We start from the raw sequence: 814 nt of genomic DNA, 5'->3' as shown, positions 1-814 counted from the left end.
TGCCGCCGTCGCCGCCGTTGCCGGCGTTGCCGCCGTTGTTGCCGCCGGGGGTGGCCAGGGCGCCGTTGCCGCCGGTCCCGCCGGCGCCGCCGTTGCCGCCGTTGCCGTTGGCTCCGCCGCCGCCGAGGAACGCGTTGCCGCCGTTGCCGCCGGCGCCGCCGTTGCCGGCGTCACCACCGGCGGTACCGGTGCCGTCGATGCCGGCACCACCGTTACCGGCAGCCCCGCCGTTGCCGCCGCTGCCGCCGTTACCGATGCTGCCGCCCTGGCCCAGGCCCGTCCCGCCGGGATCGCCGCCGGCACCGCCGGCGCCGCCGTCACCACCGCTGCCGGCGATCCCGCCGGTGTTGCTGGTACCGCCCACGCCGCCGATACCACCGGTGCCGCCGTGACCGCCGTCGCCGCTGATACCGCCCCCACCGGGGGCGTTACTGCCGCCCTGGCCGCCGGCCCCACCGGCGCCACCGTTACCGGCGTCACCGCCGATCAGAGCCGTCCCGGCCGCGCCGGCGCCACCGTCACCGCCGTCACCGGCGGCCCCGCCATTGCCGAAGCTGCCCCCGAGGCCGCCGAAGCCGCGGTTACCGCCGCGACCACCGTCACCGCCCACACCGCCGGCACCACCGTCACCGCTGAGCGGGCCCGCGGTCACCACACCCGAGCCGCCGTTACCGCCGCGGCCGCCGGCCCCGCCGAACCCGCCGTCACCGTTGGCCGCTAACGCCCCACCCGCGTCGCCACCGGTACCGGCATCACCACCAGCACCACCGTTGCCGCCGGGCGAGCTGGTCCCCACCCCACCCGCGGACCCGTT

1 pseudogene is annotated in these 814 nt (G+C 78.9%); it reads right to left on the bottom strand.

From position 1 onward, the window contains the following. Window positions 1-814, bottom strand: a pseudogene (locus ACZY1I_RS32155) (PE family protein); the annotation flags it as partial.

The sequence above is a fragment of the Mycobacterium sp. IDUB_37 genome, assembly GCF_055419245.1.
The sequence above is the reverse complement of the archived record's forward strand: the minus strand, read 5'-3'. Positions and strand labels throughout refer to the sequence as shown.